We start from the raw sequence: 26,941 nt of genomic DNA on the forward strand, positions 1-26,941 counted from the left end.
GATGAAATTAGATACAGACGTCTATTTTGACAGCTATGAAAGACATAAGGGAAATCCCCTGATGACTCTGATTGGGTTCTATAAGGGAATGTACCATAACTTTTTGCTATCTACCGTGTTTTATGTGATAAAGCACAGCCCGGTGTGGATACTTCCCATTGTGACTGCAAATATCATAAATGCGGTAACTGATCATGATCCTAATGTAGTAACTCTGATCATTTTCAACATTGTGCTTATGGTATTTCTCCTTATCCTGAATGTCCCGATGAACTATCTGCACATACACTTCAGGAGTAAGTCAGTTAGGAAGGTGGAGGCAGGACTTAGGAGCGCTCTGGTCCACAAGATACAGGTCATGTCCATTCCTCATCAGAAGGATATGCTATCAGGCAGGCTTCAGTCCAAGGTTATAAGGGATGTTGAAGCGGTGGAGACTTTGTCAGACCAGATATTTGTCTCCCTCATCAATATCGTGATCAATATGTCCGTAGCTCTTACGGTTACCATAACAAAGAGTATCGTGGTATTTTTCTTCTTCCTGTTCATGGTGCCTCTTGCGGCAGTTTTGGTGGTGACTTTTAAAAAGCCTATCAAAAAGCACAACCAGAGGTTCAGAAAAGAGATGGAAGAGACCTCAGCCAAGGTCATGGAGATGGTTCAGCTGGTGCCCGTAACAAGAGCTCACGCCTTAGAGGATGAGGAAATCGTAAGAATGGATACACAGGTGGATCTCATTGCACAGGCCGGATACAACCTTGATATCATTCAGGGTAATTTCGGAGCTGTGAGCTGGGCGTTTTTCCAGATTTTCCAGGTTCTGTGCCTTGCGTTTACATCAATACTTGCTGTAAAAGGAAGAGTACAGGTCGGAGATGTGGTGCTGTACCAGAGCTACTTCACATCAATTGTGGGACAGGTATCATCTCTTTTGACACTGCTTCCTGTTATATCAAAGGGTCTTGAGTCCGTATCAAGTATCGGGGAAATCCTGGAGTTTGAGCACGTTGAGGACAGCTCAGACAAGGAAGAAATCGGAGAGATAACGGGTGAGTTCACCTTTGAGAATGTGGGATATTCATATCCTGACAGCACTGAAGAGATTGTTCACAACATAAACCTGCATGTTGAACCGGGTGAGACGGTGGCCTTTGTGGGTGAGTCGGGAGCCGGCAAATCCACCATAATGAACCTCCTGGTGGGCTTTGGACTTCCGTCAAGCGGACGTATCCTGGTTGACGATAAGGATATCAGCAAGGTCAACCTTCAGAGCTATCGAAAGAATCTGGCTGTTGTGCCCCAGAACACAATCCTGTTCTCCGGTAGCATCAGGGATAATATTTTATACGGAACCAGTGATGTGACTGAGGAGGAGCTTTCCAGAGTAATTGATGAGTCAGGTCTTAGGAGCGTAATTGACAAGCTCCCGGCTGGGCTTGATACCAAGGTGGGCGAACACGGCGATAAGCTCTCCGGCGGTCAGAAGCAGAGGATATCAATCGCAAGAGCTCTTATCAGACACCCTAAGGTGATCATCCTTGACGAGGCTACATCGGCCCTGGATGCGCTCTCTGAAAAAGAGGTAACCTACGCTCTTGAAAATATGTCGGATAAGTGCACGACATTTATAGTTGCCCACAAACTGGCCACGATAGAGAAGGCAGACAAGATAGTGGTTATAGATGCCGGAACCGTGGCAGAGTGTGGTACTGCAAAGGAACTGATGGAAAAAAGAGGTATATTCTATAGAATGGAGATGACAAGATGATACAGCTTGGAATTAGATTTCATGACACCAGAGAACTTCCTTTTGAGGAGAGATTAAAGGAGGTTAAGGACCAGGGCTTTTCCTGCATCCACTTAGCGCTTTCCAAGGTCCCGGGATTTACGGCAGATACAAATGCTCTGACACCCGGATATGCCATGTATCTGAAGAATGCCTTAAGAAAGGCTGATCTTGATATGGCTGTTCTTGGCTGCTACTTAAACCTGGCAAACCCAAATGCCGAGAAGCTCTCCGAGATTCAGGAGAAGTACTACGCACACCTTCGCTTTGCATCCATTGCCGGCTGCGGAATGGTTGGAACAGAGACCGGTGCGCCAAATGAGGGTTATGTCTATGACAAGGAGGCCTGTCACTCAAAAGAGGCGCTGGAGACCTTTATTACGAACCTGCGCCCTGTTATTGACTGCGCCGAGAAATGTGGAGTGATCCTTGCAATTGAGCCTGTTTACAGGCACATAGTATATGACGGCAAAAGAGCCAGAGAAGTCCTTGATCGTATCGGCTCTCCGAATCTTAAGATCATATTTGATCCTGTAAATCTTATCTGGACTGACAATTATGAACAGAGAGATGAAGTTATAGCTGAAGCAATCGATCTTATCGGAAAAGACGTTGCCATGATCCATTTAAAGGATTGTCTTCTTGAAGGGGACAAGGTAAAGAGCGTAGGATGCGGCTTTGGAGATATGGATTACACTCAGATAGTGAAGTTTGCTCTTGAAAACAAGCCCTTTATTCATGCAACCCTTGAGGATACTAAGCCGGAAACAGCCGTAGAATCAAGAAAATGCATTGAATCTGTGATAGAAAAATATTACAATAGATGAAATATCTTTGGTAAAATTGTTCATTGATGAAAATCACCACATCTGTTAAGTTATTCAAGGTTGTATTTTAAGCAATAATTGTATTTTAGAGGAGAGAATTATGAAAAGAAAATTTATTGCAGTGGTAATGACAATGACAATGGTAATGGCGCTTTCAGCATGTGGTAAGAGCGCTCAGGTAGAGGAGCCTGTAGCAGAGGCTACTGTAGAGGAAGCTACAGAGGCTGCTACTGAGGAAGCATCTGTAGAAGAAGCAGCAGAGACTACAACAGAGGAGAGCACAAAAGAAGCTGATGGCGAGTTTTCAATCGGTACAGTTGAGGGCAACGCTTATGTAAACGAGTACTTTGGTGTTAAGCTCAACCTTCTTGATGGATATTCATTTGTTGATGATGAGACACTTGCTCAGATCACAGGTATGACAACTGATATGCTTTCTGACAACAAGCTTGCTACAAAGGCTATTGAGGAAGGTACGGCAACAATCGTTGCATATGCACAGAATGCAACAGGCCTTTGCAACGTAAATGTAACAGCTCAGTCAAATGCTACACTTGCTAACGCTATCCTTGATGAGGAGGCAGTTCTTAACGCAAGCATTTCTCAGGCACAGAGTGCTCTTGAGGCTCAGGGTATCTCAAACATCACAACAGAGATTGTTGAGAGAGAAATTGCAGGTGAGACTCACAAGGTCCTTAAGATGAACGGTGATTTCAACGGTGTTGAATTCCACAACGAGATGGTTAACCTTCAGAAGGGTGACTACATGCTTGCTTTTGCAGCAACATGCTTCAACGAGGATTCAACAGACGCACTTATTGATGCTATTGAGGCACTTAACTAATTAAAGTTATATAAAACATATAAATCCCTGATCACTGTTATGGTGGTCAGGGATTTTTTATTTTTTGAGATGCTCGAGTTGACCTGCTATCTGGACAGGTACATGGATGCCTTCCTTGGTAAGCTTGTGGATCAGATTTGAAATTGGTTTTGCTATATTCCCTATTCGGGCATTGTGGTGATTTATGAGCTCGGTGTACTGCGGATTGTCCGAGAGTTTATCTCTGATCTCTTTGGAGAAAGGGCAGAAGGTAAAGAGGATTTCTCTTGCTACCTTGTTCAGTCTTGGAGATCCGGCTGACTCAAATTTTATGTAGGAGAGGTAATCTGCTATAAAGACATGTTTAAAGTTGTTATTAAACTTCTTCAGGTCAGTCTTTAGCTTTTCCTTATTATCTGCTGAGAGAGCAGAGTTCTTTTTAAAGAACTGCAGATAGTCGCAGTACATTGATGTAAGGGATGGGTCTGTGACATCATTCCAATGCACACCCTGAACTGTTTTGCACAATTCCCATCTGAACTCGCCAAAGAGCTTTAGCATTGCATCTTCAGTGTTTTCTATGTTGAAGATTGATACCAGCATACGAGCTCTGGTTCTTCTGTTCTTGCCATCTATATCCTGCCAAAGAGCAGCTCTGCTTCCGACATTGGGCATCAGAATCATGATAGGAGTAATGTCCTCGTCGTAGTAAACCTGAGTGATTCCTATCTCCGGATTTGAATAAACAGCCTGTCTGCAGAATACGCTATAGTCTATGCTGCGGATCTTTTCATAATACTCGTTTATCTTTGTGGCAGTAATATATGCCATATCAAGCGGACGCAGAACGTTTTGCGCATCAAATACAGGAACAAAAGAAGTGACTCTGCCAAAGGTCATTCTGTTACCCAGTGCAAAGAGATTTCGAAGTTCAAAATCCAGCTTCTTCTGAGGGTTATTTAACATGGCCTCCATTCTCTCTTCAGTAATTGCTCCGCTGTTTTTCTGATCTCTTAAGTATGTGGGCCAGTCCTGGTCAAATTCGTTCTTGGAGGGCTCAGCTTCACTCATGAAGATCATTTTAAGCCACTCGTAAACAGTAAAGACATTTCCTTCAGGATCGCGAGTATAGGATTTGGCCATATTGTAGAGGATGGTTGTATTTTTTTCGCCTGCAAGTTCCTCATCAACAAAGCCAAACATAAAGAACATCTTTACTTCAATTGGGATGTCATCGTCGGTAAGACTTCTCATAAAAGCAGGCAAATAAATGTCATAGAACGTATTTTGTATGTTCTTTCTAAGAAGCCTTGCTTCGTCAGAAGAGTCATATCTGTTTTCATTTGCCTTAAACTGAGATATCAGATCTTCAAACCATCCTGCGACTTCTCCGCTTACACCTGCGTAGGAGAGAATAGTGGCCAGCGCGTTAACAATTTTAACGCTGCCGTCACCCTCGCCGTTTTCAGCTCTTTCAAGCTCTGCGAGTTTTGTCTTTATGGCAGTCATGGTGGTGTTGAAGGCAGTAGTTCTTTTCTTAAGAGTTTTTCTGTATTCGTTTAAAAGAAGTACCTCTTCGGAAATGGTGTTATAGATATTAAAGGTACTCATGATCATTCCGATGGCAATTTCCACATTTATGGGATAGAGGTTCTTTTTCATGATCTCCTCGTTTTCCTTTAAGGAGTTTATGAAATCAATTGCCCACTGGGGAATACTATTTATTCTCTCCGGAGGAATGATGGCTTCAAACTCCGGGAACTCTTTTACCACTTCGCCAACTTTTATGCACAGATTGGGATAGTCGGTGTAATCAGCCATAAGCTGATCGTATTCCTTAGCAACCTCATCAAACTGCTGGTCATAAACAGCACAAATACGCGCAGCAGTATCAGTGGACTGAGCTGCCAGAACAGGAGCTATCTTCGGATTTGATCTTACAATTTTGGGAATATCCTCGATGGATTCGTATGGATATGAATAGACGGAAGACTCTTCAATCGCTTCGATGGTGTAGTTATAGGGCTGTCCCGGATGCTCTACGATTCCGATAAAGGTTCCTACGCCGGCCGTGATGGAAGAATAAGGGTTAGAAATCTTTAGAGTACCCTTAACAAGAACTTCCACGGTAGATACGATATCCTTACCGGCTTTATGAAGGATCTGACCTTTTTCGAGCTTAATAAGACCCATGGCGCCTCCGGGAATCTGACATAAGTGACCATACACATATATGTTATCACGTATAAAACTTTACTTCAAATGATTAATATCAGAGAAGTACAGGTTTTATACTGTATTCTGAGCCCTCATAGGACTTGGAGATAGAGTTGTATATGCTGCTGGCAGTTAGAGTCTCGTCAAAGAGTCTCTTCTGCAGAGGATCAAGGAGTTTATCTGCATATTTTATTCTGTCGATGACAGGAATGCTTGATTTTTCATGAATGAGTGCAAGGACGTCCGAGGAGTCGGTTTTTAGGCCCAGTACCCGTGCATAGCAGGTAAAAGAGCCTTTCTTGTACTCATTCATGTTTTCCTTGGTTATGTTTAGAAGGATATGAAGAAGAGATCTGCTTATCCTTGTATATACCAGGTTTTTACTCTTTAGCTTGGAGCAAAAGCCGCTGAAATCATCAAAACCGTCGAGATTCTTGACAATGAGATTTGAAATGTCGCCGCTTACGTCAAGGTAATCCGTATAGCCCTTATCTTTTTCCAGGGTGAGCTTATAGTGCATAAGCCTTGAGAGTGAGTTGGAAGATAAGAAACTACCGCTGTAGGAGGCAATCTCATGGATTGCGCCTTCCGGCATGAAACCACTTAAAATTTCATGAGCATTGGCCTTTGTGTAGCGCTCAGAGGCTGTAAAGATTCTGGCTCTTACACCGGATGCACTTGGAACTCCGCCAAGATCGTCGCAGTGATAGGGCTGTCCTATACGCTCGATGGTGTAGGGGGTTATTTTGCTCTTTTGTTTCTTAAGTGCCTTTAAGTATTCAATGGCAAGAATACTGTTGGGAGATTCGAAAATCTGACGGTACACATCGATATTGTTATCAACGGACTGATTTTTTAAAGCTGCCATAAGCGCACTTGCGCTGGCTGCCGGATAGGGTTTACCCTGCTTAAGCTCTTTTTCCAGAATCTCTTTGTAAAGAGTCGATTCGGAGTGCAGAATGTTTGCGATGTTATCAAGCTTTTTCAGGTCAGCATGTTCGCTGCCAAAGCACAGATAGTCGATACAGCCAAGGCTGTTTAAGATTGAAACTGCACCCTGAGCAAAGTACTCAGCGCTTCCCGTGCTGTAATAGACAGGGAGTTCAAGTACCAGATCGGCGCCACTCCTGAGAGCCATTTTGGCCCTTGCGTATTTGTCCACGATGGCAGGAGCGCCTCTTTGAACAAAGTCTCCGCTCATGACGATAACGACTCTGTCAGCACCAAGGTTTTCCTTGCACTTTTCGATAAGGTGTTTATGACCTTCGTGAAATGGATTAAATTCTGCTATTATTCCGATAGTTTTCATAGTGAATTTACCTGTTTTTCCAATTTTTGTACAAGTTTTACCTTGTCCTTAAATTATAATATAATTATATTATTATTTGGAAGTTTTTTGACTTTACTTATTAATGGGAAAAGAGGTTACTTTATGAAAATACTGGTTATCAACTGTGGAAGTTCATCACTGAAGTTCCAGCTTATCGACTCAGAGTCAGAGGCAGTTATCTGCAAGGGACTCTGCGAGAGAATCGGAATCGACGGAAGCCGTATCGTTTATACACCTGCAGGCAAGGATAAGATCACAAAGGAAGAGCCCATGCCAGATCACAACAAGGCAATCGAGATGGTTATCGAGGCCCTTACAAACGAGAACGACGGCGTAGTTAAGCTCGAGGAGATCGGAGCAGTTGGACATCGTATCGTACACGGCGGTGAGAAGTTTACCAAGTCAGTTGTTATCAATGACGAAGTTATTAAGGCAATTGAGGAGGTTTCAGATCTTGCACCTCTTCACAACCCTGCAAACCTTATCGGAATCAGAGCATGCCAGAAGGTTATGCCGGGAGTTCCTATGGTAGCAGTTTTCGACACAGCATTCCATCAGACAATGCCACAGGAAGCTTACCTTTACGGCCTTCCATATTCATACTACGAGAAGTACGGTATCAGAAGATACGGCTTCCACGGAACAAGCCATTCATACGTAAGTAAGCGCGCTGCAGAAATCCTTGGAAAAGACATTAAGGATCTTAAAATCATTGTTTGCCACCTTGGAAACGGCGCATCTATTTCAGCTGTTAAGGACGGCAAGTGCATCGACACTTCAATGGGTCTTACACCTCTTGAGGGTCTTATCATGGGAACAAGAACCGGTGACATCGATCCTTCAGTTGTTGAGTTTATCATGAAGAAAGAGAACTCTACAGTTGCTGACGTAACAAATCTTCTCAACAAGAAGTCAGGTGTTTACGGACTTTCAAATAACCTTTCATCAGACTTCAGAGATCTTGAGGATGCATACCTTAAGGGTGATGAAGGTGCTAAGAGAGCAGTTGATGCATTTACTTACAGAGTTGCCAAGTACATCGGCTCCTACACAGCAGCTATGGGCGGCGTTGATGTGATCTGCTTCACAGCAGGTGTTGGCGAGAACAGCGGATTCACAAGAGGACTTATCTGTGAGAGACTCTCATTCCTCGGCGCAACCGTTGATGCAGAGGCTAACAAGGTTCGCGGCGAAGAGAAGACAATCTCAGCTGCTGACTCCAAGGTTCTTCTTATGGTAGTTCCTACCAACGAAGAGCTTGCAATTGCTAGAGATACATATGAGCTTTGCAAATAATTAAATCACGATCACTTAAAAACCGGGACATTAGCTCCCGGTTTTTTATTGCAATTCTTTGTAATGAGCTTTATCAATGATAAAATGATAATATAACGTAAAATAGTGAGGTGAAATCATGCAGGATATCAGCATAGATCTAAATGGATCAGGTCTTACAGAAATTCTTAATAATCTTACTTCTAAAGAAATCGTATCGATTGTGATCATAGCAATAATAACGTTTCTTTTAACGGCTGCGGTGTATATCCTTCTGACCTACTTCATCCTGAAACTCAACAAGGCCATATTCAAGAGGATTGAAAAGAAGAGAGGAAACAGCATAACACTTCAGTTTTTACAGAAGGCTATAGCTCTTTTACTTATAGCCGTTCTTGTAGTTCTTCCTTTGGGCGGAAAACAACTGGCCAGGTCCCTTCTTGGATCAACGGCAGTTCTTGCTGTTATAGTCGGTCTTGCTGCCAATGAAGTTTTAAAGGACATGTTCGCAGGCCTTGAGATAAGCATATATAAGCCCTTCGATATCGGATCAAGGATCATGCTCGAGGACGGAAGAGCGGGAATTGTTGAAAAGCTGACGCTCCGTCATGTTGTACTCAGACTCATTGACACAACACGCGTTATAATCCCGAACAGTAAGGCTAACCAGAGCATAATAGTTAATTACAGTTACGCAGAACATGTTCCAAGGTCTTTTGATGTAAGATTTGGAATCGGATATAACTCGGATATTGATAAGGCCAAAGAGATAATAAGACAGACAATCTGCGACTGTCCGCTTACGCTCAACAAAGACAGATACAAAGAGGATGACCCCAATTCAAAATCCGTATATTTTCTTGAAATCACGGACAGCGCGATCATACTTGGGGCAACAATCTATTATCCACATGAGCTTAGAACAGAAGTTGTAAAGGATGAAGTGAACACCCGAATTTTCAAGGCTCTTTGTGATAATGGAATCGAGATTCCATACAACTATGTAAATATGATCATGAAAAAGGAGAACGCTGATGATTGAAATGCTTTCATCTCAAATGGATTATACAAATCTGCCTGTTATTTTAAGGCATCAGATTCTGATGACCATTGGATGCTGGTTTCTCTTTAATAAATGCGATGTAAAAAAGGTATGGGCTTTTATTCCGGTTGCAAGGGAATATCATATAAGCCTTTGTGCAGACAGAGAGAAGGACGGCAGAGTCTATACCATACTTGTATTTTTCTACGATCTTCTTACGATTCTGGTTCCTTTTCTTCCGAAGGATAATCTTTTTGTACTGTTTCTTCTGATACCGATAGTCGGAATCGGTGTCGCCATTGAGATCTATATAATCAAGGTTTATCTGGGGCTGATAAAGGTATTTGATAAAAAGAAAAAATGGATCCTTGCATTTTTCTTCTTTGAGTCAATAACCCTTATTATCTGGGGAATTTCAAAGCGCTTTGTTCCGGGCAAAAAGGTTGAACATATTGAAAAGACAGGTGCAAAAGAGCTTGGCGAAAACTTAAGCGCTGCAACAGAAGGGCTTACGGTAAACATTACCGACAGGACTGTAGTTGATTTCTTTAAGAAAAAGACTCTACTTAAGGATATACACATGGTCATTCCAAGAGGCCACATGGTGCTTCTTCTTGGCGGTTCCGGAGCCGGAAAGACCACATTCTTGAATGCTGTGACGGGTTATGAGAAGGCAAAGGCCAGCATTAAGCTTGATAACAATGATGTTTACACAGATTACGGCAAGATGAAATACGACATCGGTTTCGTTCCTCAGCAGGATCTGATGAGAGGCAATGATACTGTGGAAATGACTCTCACAGATGCAGCACTGATGAGACTTTCAAAAGACACATCTGTTATGGAGAGAGAAAATCGCATAGCCTACATGCTCGATCAGTTCGGTCTTACTGCAGTAAGAAACAATCTGGTTGAGAAGCTATCGGGAGGTCAGAGAAAGAGGCTCTCAATTGCCATGGAGTTCATTTCAGATCCGTCACTGTTTATTCTTGATGAGCCGGATTCGGGCCTTGACGGCGTAGTAGCAAGGAGTCTTTTTGAAAGGCTCAGGGAAATTGCAGATGAAGGAAAGATTGTTGTAGTTATTACCCACACCCCTGACAGAGTAATAGATCTTTTTGATGATGTGATCGTACTTGCCAAGGATGCCACAAGAACAGGACGTCTTGCGTGGTACGGCCCTGTTGATGAGGCCTATGAATTCTTCGGAAAGTCCTCCATGGAAGAAATCCTTCTTTCAATCAATCAGAAGGACGAAGGTGGAGAAGGCAGAGCGGATGAGTTCGTAGAAAAGTATGCTGACCGCATTAAGGAAAAAGTGGGGTGATGCAACATGACTGAATATAAGACAAAGCACAGAGGCAGAGTTTTTCAGACCTTTATATATCTGGGCAAGCTCTTTAGAATGTTTCTCTTTCAGAATGACTGGAAGGTTCTCCCGATGGCTGCGGTCATTGCAGGCCTGGTTTCATTTACTGTGGGAAAGAACCTGTTTAAGACCATGGAAGGAACACTGATGGGTACTTTTGCCCTGTCGTGTATCTGTATCTGGAACGGCTTTTTTAACTCAATACAGGTTATCTGCCGTGAGAGAGCAATAGTAAAAAGAGAGCACAGATCGGGACTTCACATGACGTCCTATGTGGCAGCTCACATGATCTACCAGGCTTTTTTATGCATCCTTCAGGCGATCATAACAATCGGCGTATGCCTTCTTATGAAGGTTAAATTCCCTGAGGGTAGCCTTATTACTCCGTGGCCTTTAGTGGATTTTGGATTGTCTCTTTTCCTCATAACTTATTGTGCAGACATGCTGGCGCTGCTTATCTCTGCATTTTCAAAGACTACGACAACAGCCATGACTATAATGCCATTTCTCCTCATAGTACAGCTCCTGTTTTCAGGTGCATTCTTTTCTCTTCCTGAGGAGGCAATGCCACTTACCAACCTGACTGCCACAAAGTGGGGGCTTACGGCTCTCTGCGCCCAGGGCGATTACAACTCAAAGCCAATGGTAAGTGTGTGGAACAATGCCCTCAAGATGAAAGATGTTGAAGTTGAGGGAGAAAAACCTCTTTTGACCTTGTTTAGAGAGATAGAAGAGAATAATATGAGAGATGACATACTTATGAAGACAGGAGAGCTCAACCAGAACCATGACTATGACTTTGATCCGAGGATTGTTGTTAAATGTTGGGGATGGCTTATCATGTGGACCTTCGTTTATGTGATGGTTACAGTGCTCTTACTGGAAATGATCGACTTGGATAAGAGGTAGAAGACTATGAAAAAGTACAACATCAAAAATGACATTTTCAACCTGACAGTTTCAGACCACGGCGCTGAGATCACCTCTCTTTTAAAAAACGGCAGGGAGCTTATGTGGCACGCGGATCCTGCATTCTGGGGCAGAACATCTCCTGTCTTGTTCCCTCAGGTTGGTGCTGTCTGGGAAAAGAAATATCGCTACGAGGGCAAGACCTATGAAATGGGACAGCATGGCTTTGCCAGAGACATGGACTTTAAGATGATCTCACAGACAAGTGATGAGCTTGTGTTTGAGCTTAGGGACAGTGAAGACACAAAAGCAAAATATCCTTTTGATTTTGTGTTAAAGCTGGGATATAAACTGACTGATGATAAAGTTGAAGTAATCTGGGAGGTTGAGAATCCATCTGACAGAGATATGTTCTTCTCGATCGGAGGTCACCCGGCATTTAACTGTGACCTTAATAAGGACAAGCTCCTGTTTATGAATAAGGAAAGTAAGGTTTTAGGAAATCTGACATCCCATGTTGTATCTCTTGATGGAAGCGGTTGTCTTTCAGATAAGACAAAAGAGGTTGTTCTTGAGGATGGCGTCCTTGACCTTAAGCCTGAACTCTTTGATGAGGATGCGCTGGTGATCGAGGACAGACAGGCTGATACAGTTGCTATTATTGCTGCAGACGGAGAGACTATAGTCACTGTAAGCTTTGATGCTCCTTTGTTTGGTGTATGGTCACCCGATCATAAGAATGCCCCGTTTGTATGCATAGAGCCCTGGTACGGAAGATGCGACAGGACGGGCTTTACAGGAGACCTCAGTGAAAGAGAGTATGTCAATAAGCTGGGGGCAGGAGAGAAATTTAAAGTGTCTTACACAATTGCCTGATATGATGCCCGGAAATTGAATGATCAGCAGCGGTGGATTTTATATGATCCATCGCTGTTTTATATTGCTTTATAGTTCGAATGGGATAATTATAGTAAATTATAGTGTATTATATGGAATTATATTAAATTATATGATATTATAGCTTCGACAATTACTTTATATGATTTTATATTGTTTGAGATACTACGGAGGTTCGTATGACTGAGAGAAATCCATATGCCATCAGCTTTGGGAGAATACCTACACAGTATATTAGCAGAGATATTATCATTGATGAGATCGTCAGTGCATTTAACAGTGACATTGCCGAAGAGCAGGCATTTAAGATAACGGGAATACGAGGAACAGGTAAGACCGTTACACTTACTGCAATAGAAAAAGAACTTTCCGATGACCGCGAATGGATCATTGTAAATTTAAAACCCGGAGCAGAGATTACTAATGATCTTGTGGCTAAGCTATATACGGAAGTGCCGTTTATTACATCTTATGTAGATGCGAATTTGAATCTTTCAGCCTTCGGAATAGGCCTTAATCTAAAAAAGAAAAGTCCCGCAGCCAGTCTTGATCTGGTTTTGGAAGAACTTCTCACTGTTATAAAAAAAGAAAAGAAGAGGGTGCTTGTCACAATAGATGAGGTAAGAAAGACAGATTCTCTTGTGGATTTTATTCAGGAATATCAGATCCTGATAAGGAAAGATATTCCGATATACCTGCTGGTTGCAGGGCTGTATGAGGATATTGAAGATATTGAGAACACGGATGGACTTACTTTTTTCCTCCGTTCCACCAAGTATGAGATGACACCTCTTAATATTGGAGTTATAAAAGAAGACTATAAGCTCACAATGGGACTTTCAGATGAGGTTGCCTATAACCTTGCTGTGATGACCAAGGGATATGCTTTTGCTTATCAGGCTTTTGGAAAATACATGTGGGATTCAAAGGAAAAAGAGATTACTCCTATGGTCCTTGCTAAGGTTGATGATGCTCTTGCACAGAAGGTGTATGACAAGATCTGGAGCGAACTGCCACCGAAGGATAAATGGTATTTGGGCTTCATTGTTCAGAAGGATTCCATGGATGCCTCAGAACTTTTGGAGATAACCAAAAAAAGCCACAGTGACTGGAGCGAACCCAGGAAACGCCTCATAGAAAAAGGCGTTATTGATGGCTCCATACGTGGCAAGATTGTGCTTCGTCTTCCCAGATTTAAGGAATATGTAAACAGTAAACAGTATTAAAATAACAGATCAAAGATTGTCCTCACCCCATTTTTTCATCTCAAGAAGAATGGGGATGAGGCTTTTTGCTTTTTCGGTGAGACTGTACTCAACTCTTACAGGCATCTCATCATAAAGCTTTCTAAGGACGAGGCCGTCAGCTTCAAGCTCTTTTAACGAATTGGCGAGCATGGTATTGGTGATTCCGGCTATGGCTCTTGTCAGTTCTCCGTAGCGCACGACTTCCCTGTTGTCGATGACGCAGAGAATCATGATCTTCCACTTGCCTCCGACAATGTCCAGGACCTTCTTAAGACCGCACCCTTTTCCGGCAATATCTTCACATAATGGTTCTTTTTTCGCTATTTTACTCATAGTATCATTTTCCTTACCAGGTCAATATTAACTGCGTACTTGATATACTTTTTATACCAGATATAATATCCATGTTACTTAAATAAATCAAGTGTATGTAGGAGATTATTAGAATGAAACGGGCAGTAAACGATACAGACAGATGTGTTGCCTGCGGAGTATGTGCCGGGCAGTGTCCGAGAGGCGCCATAAGTATTTACAAAGGGTGCTATGCGGATGTGGATTTATCTATGTGTGTAGGATGCGGAATCTGTGAGAAGGCATGTCCTGCCGGATCAATAAGAGTACAGGAAATGGAGGATGGGGGCAGATGAAGAAAGCGGTTAACAAAAAGAGTCACTGGTATGACTATCTATGGATCTGGTCAATTATCTATTTTGCTCTCGGATTTTTTAATATTCTATTTACATGGCTTGGAATGATAGATTTTATCCTGCCGCTGATATTTGCAATCGCAGGAGGAAACAAGTGGTTTTGCAATCACATGTGCGGAAGAGGACAGCTCTTTTGGGTGCTTGGAAGAAATCTTAAATTCTCAAGAAGGAAGCAGGCGCCAAAGTGGATATCATCAAAGTGGTTCAGGTATGGATTCCTCGCCTTTTTCCTGACTATGTTCGGAACGATGGTATTCCAGACCTATATGGTGTTCTCGGGAGCTCAGACCTTGAGAAAAGCAATTAAACTTTTCTGGACCTTTAGAGTTCCGTGGAAATGGGCGTATAATGGTAGTATATTCCCCGACTGGGTTGCGCAGTTTGGCTTTGGATTCTATAGCCTGATGCTGACATCCACCCTTATCGGACTTATAGTAATGGCACTATATAAAGAGAGAACCTGGTGCTCGTTCTGTCCTATGGGAACCATGACTCAGGGAATCTGTAAGATCAAGGCAAAGAAAGGAGCCTGAAATATGACATTAGAAGAAAGAGCTGCAAAGGCAGTTGAAATGAAAAACTCCGGAATGTATAACTGTGCTCAGTCGGTAACTGTGGCACTTGCTGATGAGACGGGGCTTTCTGAGGAACAACTCAGGCAGATATCAGCAGGGTTCTGCGCAGGTATGGGAAATCTTGAGGCAACCTGTGGAGCGCTTATAGGTGCAGGAATGATAGCAGGACTTAAGACTGAAGGAAGAGGAACTCTTGGAATTACAAGGCAGATCCAGGAAGAGTTCAATAACAGATGCGGAGCAATAAAATGTAAGGACTTAAAAACCGTTACAGATGGTAAGCCTCTTTGCCCGTGCGAGGAGTGCGTTAGAAATGCAGTTATGATCTACGGTGAAGTGCTGGGACTTAGCTGATGACCGGAGCTTTGATATAAAAAATAAGGGAAGAAAGAAACCAGTATGGCTCTTTCTTCCCTTTTGTACGTTATGACGATAATTGCAGAAGATTGAAGCTGGTATTTATAAAAATTTTATATATTTTATTTTCTTTTGATTATGTACGTTTTATAGAATATAATTGTAATAAGGGATGAATGTACAAAAATATCAATAATGTTGGGAGTTTAGGAGAAATTGCCAATGAAAAAGTGGAAGAGTCTGCAGATTGTTCTGTTTGTTGTTATGTGCGTAGGTCTCAATATAGGTGGCAAGTTTTTGGCTGTATGGCTTGAGCTTCCGCTTTGGGCTGACTCTTTTGGCACGGCACTTTGTGCTTATGTCTTAGGACCTGTATGTGGCGCCATGGTCGGAGTTACGGGAAATCTGGCATACTCTTTGGTGAATCCGCTCTCAACCATATATTCAATTACCAGTATTGCTCTGGGTATTATTGTTGGAATAGCAGCCAGGAAAAACTGGTTTGATTATCTCTATGGCTATATGAAAGCCGCTTCTTTAGTTGTTCTGACAGCACTCGTCGTTTCAGTTCCCGTCAATATGATATTTACAGAAGGTTTTACCGGAAATAAGTGGGGAGACGGAGTGATTTACTATCTTTTTGATAGGAATTGGCCTCCGTTTTTGTGTTTTGTCTTCGGACAGCTGGCACTTGAGTTTGTAGACAAGGTTCTTACAATAGGTGCAGTTTTCGTTACGGTTTTCTTAATGCATATCAAGGACAATCAGGATGAAATTGATGCAGTAAGGAAGGGCACTACAACAGGAGCTGCTCTTATCCTGTGTCTGTCGATGTGCTTATCTTTCCCTTCAAAAGCAGAGGATATTACTGCGGATACTACGGAAGACTACAACGACTATGTTCAAAGTGTTTACAGCTCCAATAATGGCCTTCCCTGTGGTGAGGCAAATGATATTGCACAGACCAATGACGGCGTGCTTTGGATTGGTACTTACGCAGGACTCTATAGGTATAACGGAAGGGAATTTCGCTGGATAGACAATTATGAATCTGTAAAAAACGTAAACTGCCTCTATGTAGATGAAGAGGGACGACTTTGGATCGGGACCAACGATAATGGTCTGTCCATTGTTATCCGCGAGAAGGTAGTAAATGTTCTTGATCAGTCCACAGGGCTTCCTTCGAATTCTGTTAAAAGTATAGTTCGTGCCACTGATGGATACTATTATATTGGTACCAGCGGAAGTATGCAGATCCTGGTGATGAACAACGGACTTAAGGCTGCAAGTACACTCCCCGAAGTTTATTATGTTGAGAGTATAACCGCTGATGATGAGGGGCATGTAGCTGCCATTTCATCAGATGGAACGCTATACCTTCTTAAGAGCGGTAATATTTTAAATTCCATTAAGCTGTCCCAGGATGGAGAGGAGTTCAATTGCTGTACCTTTGCGCCTAACGGAACGCTTATGGTCGGAACTTCTACCAATAATATTTACAACTACGACATCTCAGCCGGAAGTTTTAAGAAGATAAGAGTAACCACCTGCGAGGGCGCTATCAATATTAATGACATCAGCTTTTTAAATAACGGAACCATGTTTGTTTCATCTGACAGCGGAGTTTCTTATTCTAATATCCATGGGTTCCATCATCTTAATACCAACGATTTTAATAATTCCATTGATCATATGTTGTGTGACTATCAGGGCAATCTTTGGTTTACATCATCAAGACTTGGCCTTCTTCGTCTTGCAAAATCTCCGTTCAGGGATGTTTACGGCGCTATCGGAATGGAGAGAAACGTGGTGAATTCCATTGTTTCCTGGCAGCGAAACTATTATATCGGAACTGATAAAGGTCTGGATATAGTAGACAAGGGATGTCACAACGAGATAGAAAATGAGCTTACAGAGGAGCTTGAGGGAAAGAGAATACGATGCCTCTACGTTGACCAGAAAAACCATTTGTGGGTTTGCACCTACGGAAACGGCCTTATAGAGTATTCACCCACCGGCGAAAGCTGGGCATATAATGCTGATAACGGAAGCTTTGGAAGCAGAGCACGTATCGTGACAGGGCTTTCTGATGGCACCATCATTGCAGCGGGAGATACCGGCATCAGTTACATAGAAGACCATAAAGTAACAAAGACAATAAAGAACGAAGATGGTCTTATTAACTCCATGATCCTTACCATTACCGAGATGAGAGATGGAACAATCCTGGCAGGCACAGACGGAGACGGCATTGCGGTAATAAAAGACGGCAAAGTAGAAAGGATGCTTACCAGGGATGACGGCCTTAGCAGCGGTGTAATTTTAAGGACAATAAAGGATCCGAAATCCGAAGGCGTATTTCTCGTTACCAGTAACAGTCTGTGTTATCTTGACGAGAACAAAAATATCAGAGTTCTGGACAAGTTCCCTTACTTTAACAACTATGATATCTGGGTAAAGGATGCGGATACTCTCTTTGTAATGTCCAGTGCCGGAATCTATGTTGTTGAGCGTGATGAACTTGTTGAAGGCGGCGAGATTGCCTGGGAGCTTTTAGATGCAAGAAGAGGACTAGGTACATCACTTACAGCCAATTCCTGGAATTATTACAACGGAAACGGAGAGCTGTTCCTTCCTTGTGATACAGGTGTTTATGTCATCGATGTTGAAAAATACAACAGCGATGTAAGATCCTATAGAATGCAGCTGGCAGCTGTAAAGCTTGACGGAACTCCGGTTCCTATAGATCGCCATGGTTCAATTACTATCGGTCAGGGCATCAGCAGAGTTGAACTTGATCCCGAGATATTAAACTATACCATTCAGGATCCAAATGTGGGCTATTATCTTGAAGGTTATGATACCCAGTGGACCAAGGTTGCGCAGAATAACCTCAGCAATATCATCTACGTAAACCTGCCCTCAGGCACGTTCACATTCCATCTGGCAATACTGGACAGTGCCGGAGAACAAGTGCTTGAGGAGCGAAAGTTCACGGTAATAAAAGAAGGTGAGTTCTATGAACAGTCAGGGTTCTTATTATATATGCTCCTTGTACTTATAGCGCTGATCGTTTGGACAACCTGGCTTGTGGTTCAAAGACAGCTCCGTCAGCAGCAGGTTAAGATCAATATGGCAAATGAGACGGTCATGGCCATAGCTAATTCCGTCGATGCCAAGGATGTTCGTACAAGTCAGCACTCATCCCGTGTAGCGGATTATGCTGTGCTTATTGCAGAAGAGATGAACTGCTTCCCCTGGTGGCAGAGAGAAAAAGCTCTTTCAAACCTTCGAAAAGCAGCACAGATGCATGATATCGGTAAGATTGGAATTCCTGACAGCGTGCTTAATAAAGTAGGTCGTCTTACGGATGAAGAGTATGCCAAGATGAAATCCCACGTAGTAAGCGGAGCAGAGATCCTTAAAGACTTCACGCTGGTTGACCATGTTCAGGACGGAACAAGATATCATCACGAGAGATACGACGGCCGTGGATATCCGGATGGACTAAAAGGAGAGGAGATACCTCTTTTTGCAAGAATAATCGGTGTGGCGGATGCTTTCGACGCCATGACTTCAAACCGTGTATACCGTAATCACATGGATAACGATTATGTTATGAATGAGATGAAGAGGGGAAGAGGAACACAGTTTGATCCTGATGCCCTTGATGCGTTCCTTCGTCTAGTAGACAAAGGAGTTATCGACCTGGAAGCTATTTATGGCCAGAAACAGTCAGAGATTCAGAAGGTTGATGAAAAGTCACAGGAAGAACTTGAGAGAAGGCAGAAGGAAGATAAACAGATACAGGAAGCTGAAATGAAGAAAAACGAACCGGCTCAGGATAAGGCGGAGAAAGGATAAGGTATGAAAAAAACTCATATTATAACTTTTATAACATGCCTTGTTTCGCTCGCTGCATTCTGTATTGTGTTCAAGATCCTCAATCCTTCGGTGGGCAGAGATACACTAAAAGTTGGCTTTATTTATGACAACGACGAGAGCACTCCATATACTTACAACTTCTCTCTGGCAAAGGACGCACTGGAAAAGAAATACGGTGATCATGTAGAGATATTTACCTGCAGCAACGTTCTTGACGATGAGATGGAAGAGCCTTTAAGAGAGCTTGCAGACAAGGGGTGCGATATCATCTTTTTCAACGGTTATAGTGAGATGGTTAAAGAGCTTGCTCCTGAATATCCCAATACCCAGTTCTGCCAGACTTCGTATATGGATATGAACGGAGTTCCCGTTCCGGAGAATTACCACACATTTAAAGGGGAAGCTTATCAGGGAAGATATGTCAGCGGAATTGCTGCCGGCGTGAAGATAAAGCAGATGATAAGCGAGGGAACAATAAGATCTGATGAGGCCTTGGTAGGCTTTGTCGCAGCATTTCCAACATCTGAAGTAATATCCGGCTACACGGCATTTTTGCTGGGAGTAAGAAGTATTGTTCCAGAAGCTAAGATGAAGGTCTGCTACACCAATACCTGGAGCAGCTATGCTCATGAAAAGAGTGCAGCGATGCAGCTTATTAAAGACGGATGTGTTATTTTGTCGCAGCACACCGATACCATTGGACCTGCCATTGCATGTGAAGAGGCTTCAGCCAAAAAGGAAGTTTACTTTGTCGGCTATAACCAGAGTATGTCAGAGGTTGCACCGGGATCATCACTGGTAACATCCAGAATTTGTTGGGAGCCATACGTGCTTGGAGCGGTTGATGCTGTGATGAACAGCAGAGAGATTGAGAGCGTTGTACAGGGAAGCGTTCACGGAACTGATATAGCAGCAGGATATGAGTTCGGATGGGTTGAAATAGTTGACTTAAATCTCCAGGTCTGTGCTCCCGGAACACAAAAAGCCATGAATGTTGCGATAGATAAATTCAAGAGAGGACACAATGACTTCGTTTTCTGGGGAGATTATACAGGAACTGATCCAAAGAACCCGTCTGATAAGATAAGTTTAAAGAATGGATATATTGAAAATCAGAATACGTCGTATCCGACCTTTCATTATATCCTTGATGATGTGATAATAATTCTAAAATAAAAGAACCGTCCCCGGTGACCCAGGGGACGGTTTTCTTAAAATCTTACTTACCGAGGATTTCGTGAACAGCAGCTTTGATGTTCTCATCCTTAGCATTGGCATCGAAGTACTCAAGGAAGTGCTCACCTGAGAATGCACCCTTAACAAGGTCCTGATCAAGGCTCTTAAGAATAGCAGGAACATCCTGAACTACAGTAACCTTTCTTACCTCGTCGAGGATCTTCTTGTTGCGCTGCTCAGGAACAGCTCTTTCTCTTGGATATCCCTGTCCGCTTGGCTCACTAAAGAGCTTCTCGAAGCTGTACTCAAGATTTAATTCGGCACCCCAGCCTGACTTAAGGGCGAAGTTCATGGCGATGGCATTTCCGTCATTAACCTGTGCAAAAGTGTAGGCATCAAGAGGATCTGTTACGTGTCCGCAGATAACACCAGGGAAGCTGTTGCATGCAAGCATAGCGCCTTCGCCTGTTCCGCAGCCTGTAACAACATAATCGGCAGCGCCGGAATTAAGGAGCACACAGGCAAGGATACCGTTCTGTACATAGGTAAGCTGTGCCTCGTCCTCTGCTGAGTACATTCCGTAGTTAAACACTTCAAAACCGTGCTTGTCAGCTACCTTCTTGAGCGCGCCATAGATCATTGCGTTCTTGGCTGCTTGAGAATTCTCATTGATAAGAGCAATTTTCATTTTAAATCCCTCCAAAACAACAGTAGTTTAAATAAATGTATATTTTGATAAGTATATTTTATTTTTCGAATAGACCTGTGTCTACGCTTTTGAGGTCAATGTGTCATATTTTCAAGATTTTAGTCAAAAGATATTTGTTAAGAAAAAATTAATATTTATCTTTCAGTTCAGGAAGGTTTGTGCTATACTATCAAAAGTGTGTATGATTTTCGAGGAGAGAAACTGTATGTGGGGAAGCATATGGCTTCTTTTGTTGCATTAATTTTTATTATGAGGGGAAGTAAGGGATTTAGTTTTGAGCACGGCAAGAGTTAATAGTTACAGAAATTCGGACAAGAGTTACAGCAGAAACGTAACTGTCAGAAGACCAAAAAGAAGGAAGAGGCGCCACTACGATATGAGAAAGATCGCAGTAATAGCTGCAGCATCAGTTTTGGCAGTAGTTGGCGGATATACAGTTTATAATCACCTTCCTTTTGTAAAAGTAAATAAAGCGATAGCAGCAGGAAACAGATATACTGAGGATGCTGATTACGAGGCAGCAATCGATTCCTATTCAGAGGCAATCAAGATAGACAAGCACTCAGTTACAGCCTACAGCAATATGGCAGGCGCATTCCTTAGTATAGATGATTCTGAGTCTGCCAAGAAGATCCTCTATGATGGATGGCAGAACACTGAGAACACAGGTCTTTTGGACAACTACCACACAGTTATCTTAAATGAAGCGGTAGATTCCATGAACACCAAGAACGCTGATATGGAGACAGTTCTTTCCATAGAATCAGTGCTTAAGGATGACAACACCAACAAGGATGCAGTAGAGCTTTTAGATGCAGCATATACAAGAGTTTTTGATGATGCATACAGCTACAACGCAGATGCACTCTTTAGATCTGATGCTTCAACATATTCAAGCGAGCGCGGAAGTGATACCTTCTCATTTGAAGAGTATCTGAACTTTGAGAAAGAGCTTTTGGCAATATATGAGACCAACCCTACTGACGAGCTTAAGAAGGTAATCCTTGAGTACGCTACACCCGGAGTCAGCTCTTTTACCATGAACTACTCAGACGTGGAGGCTTATCAGGAGCTGATATCTCAGGTTGAGGCTGCCTGCGGAACAGATGAGAACCTTGATTCATTTAAGGAGTGCCTTTCAAACGCACAGGAGGTTCAGGCAGTTTTTGCTGACATCTTCACACAGCTTGATGTTGGAAATGTAGATGAGCTCAGAAGCTTTGTTGTATCAGATGAGTATCTGGCTCTCAGAGATATCTTTTTAAATGATGAATATACACCTCAGGAGAACACAACCTATGTGCCAATAAGCCGTGAGGCAATGATCCTTAACCGAAATGACGGGAAATGGTCCTACAGGTTCCTTGATTTTGAAGAGAATCCTGAGACAACAGGTGTTATAACACTTTGGGCCAACTTCTTTGAGGATGATGGTGTACAGAGAGATTCAATTTCTTATGAGCCCGGCGCTATAGACGGACAGCTTTATCCTCACACCAAGTACGACGTAACTTACCTTAAGAGCTATATAACTTCAGGTAAGTCAACCAAGACCATCAAGATGAATTACAGGCTTGAGACCACCATCACTTCTGAAGATGGAAGTACCATCAATTCCATCGTCGGCGACTGGGGTGGAGAAAACGAATGGGAAATGGATATCGATACCATCGAATCCAGGATTAGAGCATAATATGAATAATATTGATAGTGAGCCAAAGTGTGTGATCATATCAGCGGGAAGTTTTCCGGAGGTGGAGATAGACCTTCGGGAGGGCGATCTTTGTATCGCGGCGGACGCGGGATTTGGTTACGCGCAAAGGCTCGGTATTCTACCGGACCTCATTGTGGGAGATTTTGATTCAGCAAAAGACGCACCACCTGAGGTCCTTCGTGGTATTAGGGAAATTGCAGAAAATGATCCGGGGCGCGTCGTGCAGCTGGAAGTGATGAAGGATGATACAGACACCATGCGTGCGGTGAAGATAGGCTTATCTAAGGGGTATCGGAAGTTCTATCTCTACGGTGCTATGGGAGGAAAGCGCTTCGATCACAGTTTTGCCAATATCCAGACACTTGAGTTTATAAAACACCAGGGAGGCAGAGGATATATAATGGACAGGGACTCCATGCTCTTTTTAGCAGAGAATGAGACTATTAAGTTTCACAGGGGAAACACAGGAACCCTCTCGGTATTTTCTTTATCGGAGGTATCCCGTGGCGTGAGCCTTAAGGGCCTTTTATATGGCATGGAGGATGGCGAACTAAGAAGAGACTTTCCGCTGGGTGTGAGCAATGAGTTTATCATTGATGAGGAAGCGGAAGTTACAGTCAAAGAGGGGACTTTGCTCATTAGCGTCATCTGGGAATAACTAAACAAATGAGAGAGGAATGAAAAGAGAATGTTGTGGGTTAAAAAGCTTAAGGAGGATGCCAAGGGGATTTTCAAAGAGCATCCTGCTTCTATTGTCAGTGTCTTTATTTTTGCAGTGTGTACTGCGCTTCTTGAGGATATTTTGAATGTTAAGGATCATAGCAGCATTTGGAAGATCCTTACCTTTATCCAGACTTTATCATTAGGCCTTATTTTCGGCTTTGTCCTATGTGAATCCAATTACAATTACAAAAAACAGATCGGCAAATTGCAGAAGCTCTTTGATGGAAGAGGGTCTTTGATTTATGCCATTGTGATGGCGATATCTCTTTTACTCAGCATAGTTCATGCCTACAGACAGGCATATATTACGTCAAAAGATCTTTCTGCTTCTGCCGAGCTTGGAATCAGGTTTGATATATTCTATCGCTTTTTCTGGGTGTACATTGCTGTGTGCATTATAAGCGCATGGTACTTCATGTACAAAAAGAGCGGAGAGTCTTTTGAAAGCTACAGCGTAAAGGCTTTCCTTGGAAGCCTTAAGGCGCTGGCGGTCTACGCTGTTGTAGCAATAGGATTTCTCTGCATTATCTGGGTGTTCGATTCACTTATCGTAAGCTTTGATTATGCCGCGACTGTGGAACTCTTAATTGCAGCACTTGTCGGATACCCTGCGCTGCTTGTGGGCCTTTCAAAAATGGGAGAGAACATGGCGCGCTTTTCAAAGGTCATGGTGGGCTATGTATTCACCGGACTTCTGGCAGTCGCTGCGGTTATCGTATATGTCTATCTTCTTAAGATAATCTTTACCTGGACATTCCCTTCCAACGAAGCCTACACCATTACCACATCTTTATTTGCCACAGGGCTTGTTGTAATAACAATGGCTCAGGGCTGCACCGAGGGTGGGCTATTAAAGATGCTTAAGATTTCTCCGCTTTTATTTGTGCCTTTTATCGTGGTTCAGATCATGTGTCTTGCCATGAGAATTGGTCAGTACGGGATCACAACCAGAAGATATCTCGGAATCATGTTTATTGTTTTCGAGGTGATCTACCTTATTTACTATGTTTACAGGTTTCGAAAGCAGGAGGGGATTGGTGGATTTCTTTTCCCAATTGCTCTGGTCCTCGTGGTTATCTACTATCTTGTGCCCGGAATCAATGTCTATGCGGCAATTACCGGCTCTCAGAAGGCAGTGGTAATGAAATATGTCGTGGCAGCTGCAGGCGGTAATGAGATAAATTCTCAGGAAAAAGCCAAGGCGAAGTCTGCTTACAGACAGATTGAGAACAACGGTAATGCAGAAGGATTGCGCTTTTTAAAAGAGCTTGAGGAGAAATATCCTGATATTGATTTTGGTGATGAGCTTGGCACAAGTGATTCCTACTATTATGAAGATACATTTGGGAACGATAAGGAAATCTATGCCTATAACGATGTGGATGTGATAGATGTCTCAAGATACAAGAATCTTGCTGTGATCAGCACTCATGCAGATGATGACGGTGGGGAGATTGATGTCACAAGGTTTGAGCTTAAGGCTTCAAACGGTCAGGAAACCTCAGTTGTCGGATATGCGGACCTGTCTTTTATGGTAAAAGAGCTTGAGGCAGCTTATGACAATGATGGAATAGAGTATGATTTTACGCATACCATAAGCACACCTGTTGTCACACCGGACGGCGGCCTTTTATATCTGACCAGGGTATATCTGCGCATCGGAGAAGACGGGGATGTTGAGTATCTTGATATTGACGGGTACTACGCTTATCACTAATTATAAAAGTATTGTTAAATGCTTGTCATATGTGACCTCAATGAGATATACTATGCAAGGACAAATATGTTTTGATCTATTGTAAAAATGGAGGATATAAATATGAGAGGTTCTAAACCTACAGTTCTTTTAGTTCTTGATGGATATGGTCTTAATGACAATCCTGAGTATAATGCCATTGCAATGGCAAACACTCCTGTAATGGATGGCCTTATGAAGGATTATCCCTTCGTAAAGGGCTACGCTTCAGGTCTTGCTGTTGGTCTTCCTGACGGACAGATGGGTAATTCCGAGGTTGGTCACATGAATATGGGCGCCGGCAGAATCGTTTACCAGGAGCTCACAAGAATCACAAAGTCTATTGAGGACGGCGATTTCTTTACAAATGAAGGTCTTATGCAGGCAATCTACAACTGCAAGGAGAAGAATTCAGCTCTCCATATGTACGGCCTTGTTTCAGACGGTGGTGTACACAGCCACATCACACATATCTATGGCCTCTTAGAGCTTGCTAAGAAGAACGGCCTTGATAAGGTATATGTTCACTGCTTCCTCGACGGAAGAGATACTCCTCCGGAGAGCGGAATTGATTTCGTACAGCAGCTTGAGGACAAGATGAAGGAGCTCGGCGTTGGTGCCATCGCTTCAATCTCAGGTCGTTACTACGCTATGGACAGAGATAACAACTACGACAGAGTAGAGATCGCATACAATGCACTTACAAAGGGCGAGGGCAACAAGGCTGATTCAGCTCACGAGTGCATGGTCAACTCTTACAAGAACGGTAAGACAGACGAATTCGTAATTCCTACAGTCATCATGAAGAACGGTGCTCCTGTAGCTACTATCAAGGATGGAGATTCAATCATTTTCTACAACTTCCGTCCTGACAGAGCAAGAGAGATCACACACTGCTTCTGTGATGATGAGTTTGATAAGTTTAACAGAGGACCTCGTAAGGACGTAACTTACGTTTGCTTCACAGATTACGATCCACTTATCCCTAACAAGGAAGTTGCTTTCAAGAAGGTTCAGCTTACAAATACCTTTGGCGAGTGGCTTGCAAACAAGGGAATGAAGCAGGCTCGTATCGCTGAGACAGAGAAGTATGCTCATGTTACATTCTTCTTCAACGGCGGTGTTGAGCAGCCTAACGAGGGCGAGGACAGAGTACTTGTAAACAGCCCTAAGGACGTTCCTACTTATGACCTTAAGCCTCAGATGAGCGCTCCCGAGGTTTGCGAGAAGATCCTTGATGCTATCAATTCTCAGAAGTATGACGTAGTAGTAGCAAACTTTGCTAACCCTGACATGGTTGGACACACAGGCGTTATTCCTGCAGCTGTTAAGGCTATCGAGGTTGTTGATGAGTGCGTTGGTAAGATCGTTGATGCTATTAAGGCAACAAACGGAACACTGTTCATCTGCGCTGACCACGGTAATGCAGATATGATGGTTGACTATGAGACAGGAGAGCCTTGGACAGCTCACACAACAAACCCTGTTCCTTTCATCCTTGTTAATTATGATCCTGCATACACACTTGCAGAGGGCGGATGTCTTGCAGATATCGTTCCTACGCTTATTGAGTGCATGGGCGAGGAGAAGCCTGCTGAAATGACAGGAAAGTCTCTTCTTATTAAGAAATGATTTAAG

At 42.9% G+C, this 26,941-nt stretch carries 22 protein-coding genes; 18 read left to right on the plus strand and 4 right to left on the minus strand.

All coding sequences use genetic code 11. From position 1 onward, the window contains the following. The first annotated feature begins 1 nt into the window (after window position 1). From G633_RS0101195 to G633_RS0101205, 3 genes are all read left to right on the plus strand, one after another. The gene (locus G633_RS0101195; protein WP_022768751.1) at window positions 2–1,768 is read left to right on the plus strand and encodes an ABC transporter ATP-binding protein; all 1,767 of its coding nucleotides are present in this window, start codon (window positions 2–4) and stop codon (window positions 1,766–1,768) included. After that, window positions 1,765–2,613: a sugar phosphate isomerase/epimerase family protein gene (locus G633_RS0101200; protein WP_022768749.1), complete on the plus strand. Its 849-nt coding sequence runs from the start codon at window positions 1,765–1,767 to the stop codon at window positions 2,611–2,613. Before G633_RS0101195 ends, G633_RS0101200 begins: the two co-directional genes overlap by 4 nt. A gap of 100 nt (window positions 2,614–2,713) precedes the next feature. Beyond that, the gene (locus tag G633_RS0101205) at window positions 2,714–3,457 is read left to right on the plus strand and encodes a hypothetical protein (protein WP_022768748.1); all 744 of its coding nucleotides are present in this window, start codon (window positions 2,714–2,716) and stop codon (window positions 3,455–3,457) included. A 57-nt stretch (window positions 3,458–3,514) separates the two neighbouring features. On the opposite strand, the gene G633_RS18955 is transcribed toward G633_RS0101205, so the two are convergent. Both G633_RS18955 and G633_RS0101215 read right to left on the minus strand, forming a co-directional pair. Further along, window positions 3,515–5,629: a cyclic nucleotide-binding domain-containing protein gene (locus tag G633_RS18955; protein ID WP_051199841.1), complete on the minus strand. Its 2,115-nt coding sequence runs from the start codon at window positions 5,627–5,629 to the stop codon at window positions 3,515–3,517. A gap of 79 nt (window positions 5,630–5,708) precedes the next feature. Then, the gene (locus G633_RS0101215; RefSeq protein ID WP_022768745.1) at window positions 5,709–6,962 is read right to left on the minus strand and encodes a tRNA(Met) cytidine acetate ligase; all 1,254 of its coding nucleotides are present in this window, start codon (window positions 6,960–6,962) and stop codon (window positions 5,709–5,711) included. Between the two features lie 123 nt (window positions 6,963–7,085). On the opposite strand from G633_RS0101215, the gene G633_RS0101220 reads away from it, so the two are divergent. The 6 genes from G633_RS0101220 to G633_RS0101245 all read left to right on the plus strand — a co-directional run bounded on the left by G633_RS0101220 (window position 7,086) and on the right by G633_RS0101245 (window position 13,701). Next, window positions 7,086–8,279 (plus strand): acetate/propionate family kinase, encoded by a 1,194-nt coding sequence (locus G633_RS0101220; RefSeq protein ID WP_022768744.1) that lies wholly within the window; start codon window positions 7,086–7,088, stop codon window positions 8,277–8,279. 118 nt (window positions 8,280–8,397) lie between these two features. After that, complete coding sequence (locus G633_RS0101225) at window positions 8,398–9,300, plus strand: mechanosensitive ion channel family protein (RefSeq protein ID WP_022768743.1); 903 nt, start codon at window positions 8,398–8,400, stop codon at window positions 9,298–9,300. Further along, window positions 9,293–10,627, plus strand: coding sequence for an ABC transporter ATP-binding protein (locus G633_RS0101230; RefSeq protein WP_242838807.1), 1,335 nt, complete (start codon window positions 9,293–9,295; stop codon window positions 10,625–10,627). Before G633_RS0101225 ends, G633_RS0101230 begins: the two co-directional genes overlap by 8 nt. 6 nt (window positions 10,628–10,633) lie before the next feature. Further along, entirely contained in the window at window positions 10,634–11,578 is a 945-nt protein-coding gene (locus G633_RS0101235) for an ABC transporter permease (protein WP_022768740.1), read from the plus strand. A 6-nt stretch (window positions 11,579–11,584) separates the two neighbouring features. Further along, window positions 11,585–12,454, plus strand: coding sequence for an aldose 1-epimerase family protein (locus tag G633_RS0101240; protein ID WP_026518855.1), 870 nt, complete (start codon window positions 11,585–11,587; stop codon window positions 12,452–12,454). Between the two features lie 200 nt (window positions 12,455–12,654). Further along, window positions 12,655–13,701 carry an ATP-binding protein gene (locus G633_RS0101245; RefSeq protein WP_022768737.1) on the plus strand — a complete coding sequence of 349 codons (1,047 nt, stop codon included), beginning with the start codon at window positions 12,655–12,657 and terminating at the stop codon, window positions 13,699–13,701. Window positions 13,702–13,710: 9 nt separating this feature from the next. On the opposite strand, the gene G633_RS0101250 is transcribed toward G633_RS0101245, so the two are convergent. Beyond that, window positions 13,711–14,055, minus strand: coding sequence for a winged helix-turn-helix transcriptional regulator (locus tag G633_RS0101250; protein WP_022768735.1), 345 nt, complete (start codon window positions 14,053–14,055; stop codon window positions 13,711–13,713). Between the two features lie 113 nt (window positions 14,056–14,168). Here G633_RS0101250 and G633_RS0101255 point away from each other — a divergent pair, with 113 nt between their 5' ends. The 5 genes from G633_RS0101255 to G633_RS16975 all read left to right on the plus strand — a co-directional run bounded on the left by G633_RS0101255 (window position 14,169) and on the right by G633_RS16975 (window position 20,422). Next, window positions 14,169–14,369 (plus strand): 4Fe-4S binding protein, encoded by a 201-nt coding sequence (locus G633_RS0101255; protein WP_022768734.1) that lies wholly within the window; start codon window positions 14,169–14,171, stop codon window positions 14,367–14,369. Further along, window positions 14,366–14,962 (plus strand): 4Fe-4S binding protein, encoded by a 597-nt coding sequence (locus G633_RS0101260; RefSeq protein ID WP_022768733.1) that lies wholly within the window; start codon window positions 14,366–14,368, stop codon window positions 14,960–14,962. The genes G633_RS0101255 and G633_RS0101260 overlap by 4 nt, the downstream gene beginning before the upstream one ends. A gap of 3 nt (window positions 14,963–14,965) precedes the next feature. Next, window positions 14,966–15,358, plus strand: a complete 393-nt coding sequence (locus G633_RS0101265; RefSeq protein ID WP_022768731.1) for a C-GCAxxG-C-C family protein — start codon at window positions 14,966–14,968, stop codon at window positions 15,356–15,358. Between the two features lie 225 nt (window positions 15,359–15,583). Beyond that, window positions 15,584–19,225: an HD domain-containing phosphohydrolase gene (locus G633_RS16970; protein ID WP_022768730.1), complete on the plus strand. Its 3,642-nt coding sequence runs from the start codon at window positions 15,584–15,586 to the stop codon at window positions 19,223–19,225. Window positions 19,226–19,228: 3 nt separating this feature from the next. Further along, entirely contained in the window at window positions 19,229–20,422 is a 1,194-nt protein-coding gene (locus G633_RS16975) for a BMP family ABC transporter substrate-binding protein (RefSeq protein ID WP_051199842.1), read from the plus strand. 43 nt (window positions 20,423–20,465) lie between these two features. On the opposite strand, the gene G633_RS0101280 is transcribed toward G633_RS16975, so the two are convergent. Next, window positions 20,466–21,110, minus strand: coding sequence for an RpiB/LacA/LacB family sugar-phosphate isomerase (locus G633_RS0101280; RefSeq protein ID WP_022768727.1), 645 nt, complete (start codon window positions 21,108–21,110; stop codon window positions 20,466–20,468). 295 nt (window positions 21,111–21,405) lie between these two features. Here G633_RS0101280 and G633_RS0101285 point away from each other — a divergent pair, with 295 nt between their 5' ends. The 4 genes from G633_RS0101285 to gpmI all read left to right on the plus strand — a co-directional run bounded on the left by G633_RS0101285 (window position 21,406) and on the right by gpmI (window position 26,935). Beyond that, window positions 21,406–22,824 carry a tetratricopeptide repeat protein gene (locus tag G633_RS0101285; protein WP_155834899.1) on the plus strand — a complete coding sequence of 473 codons (1,419 nt, stop codon included), beginning with the start codon at window positions 21,406–21,408 and terminating at the stop codon, window positions 22,822–22,824. Window position 22,825: 1 nt separating this feature from the next. Next, on the plus strand, window positions 22,826–23,503 hold the full coding sequence (locus tag G633_RS0101290; RefSeq protein ID WP_022768725.1) for a thiamine diphosphokinase: 678 nt from the start codon (window positions 22,826–22,828) through the stop codon (window positions 23,501–23,503). 30 nt (window positions 23,504–23,533) lie between these two features. Continuing rightward, window positions 23,534–25,285, plus strand: a complete 1,752-nt coding sequence (locus G633_RS0101295) for a DUF4153 domain-containing protein (protein WP_026518856.1) — start codon at window positions 23,534–23,536, stop codon at window positions 25,283–25,285. Between the two features lie 102 nt (window positions 25,286–25,387). Continuing rightward, complete coding sequence (gpmI, locus tag G633_RS0101300; RefSeq protein WP_026518857.1) at window positions 25,388–26,935, plus strand: 2,3-bisphosphoglycerate-independent phosphoglycerate mutase; 1,548 nt, start codon at window positions 25,388–25,390, stop codon at window positions 26,933–26,935. The last annotated feature ends 6 nt before the right edge of the window (window positions 26,936–26,941 follow it).

The sequence above is a fragment of the Butyrivibrio sp. FCS006 genome, assembly GCF_000424525.1.
GTDB lineage: Bacteria > Bacillota > Clostridia > Lachnospirales > Lachnospiraceae > Butyrivibrio.